This window comes from Pseudomonas sp. P5_B2, assembly GCF_056400445.1.
Map to the genome: position 1 here is coordinate 1 of NZ_JBFULH010001162.1, position 923 is coordinate 923.

A 923-nucleotide genomic window follows, 5' to 3' on the forward strand; every position below is an offset into this window, starting at 1 on the left:
CGGGGTGAACTTCCTGCAAGGTTATCTGTACGGTCGACCGATGACCGGCACAGAATTCATTAACGCATTAACCCACCATTAACTAGTGACTTTAAGCGACGGGACATCGACGATCCGCACCAAATTGAATCAAAAGACTACAGTTGTTACATGAAGAAAATATCAAGATTTACTCTTGGCCAATTAACTACTACAATTTTTCATGCCTGTGCAAAATTGGCAGGTGAGCCACTATCACCGAGTCGCTTCAAGGCTCTTGGCTTATAGCTTTGTTTGCGGTTGGTATCAGCCAAATACACTATTGGAGTAAAGATATTGTCCAGACTCGCTGAATTTCGTGCAGCTGAAAAGGCCCTTCAGGAACAGCTCAAGCAGTTGGAATCGCTGAAGAATGATGCCGGGCTCAAGAAAGAAATCGAATTCGAAGAAAAGCTCCAGGGGCTGATGAAAACCTACGGCAAGAGCCTTCGTGACATCATCGCCATTCTCGATCCGAACCCGGCAAAATCCGGTCTGCAACAAGCGAAAACGCCTAAAACCCGCCGCGCCCGCGTGGTCAAGGTCTATCAGAACCCGCACACCGGTGAATTGATTGAAACCAAGGGTGGCAACCACCGTGGCCTGAAGGCCTGGAAGGAACAATACGGTGCATCCACTGTTGATTCCTGGCTGCGTAGCTAACAGCTAGCGGTTATAAAAAAGCCCTGCCAATGCAGGGCTTTTTTATGGATACCCTCAAAATGCAACGATCGGAAGGAGCAATTCGTAACTAGCGGATTAACTTTGTGTTTATTGCCTTTGGGTATCTAAAAATGTCCAAACCGCCAAAATCCGTCGTCAGGTAATCCCCGACACTAAAGTTTCAAGCTGTTTCGGATTGCTTCAATTTCTTCCTGACTTTCCTTATAAGCCTCGGCCTGCCC

General features: G+C 47.2%; 1 protein-coding gene. It reads left to right on the forward strand.

The annotated features are described in order from the left end of the window. The first annotated feature begins 315 nt into the window (after positions 1–315). Positions 316–681 (forward strand): histone-like nucleoid-structuring protein, MvaT/MvaU family, encoded by a 366-nt coding sequence (locus AC1DRJ_RS29910; RefSeq protein WP_223513479.1) that lies wholly within the window; start codon positions 316–318, stop codon positions 679–681. Positions 682–923: the final 242 nt, after the last annotated feature.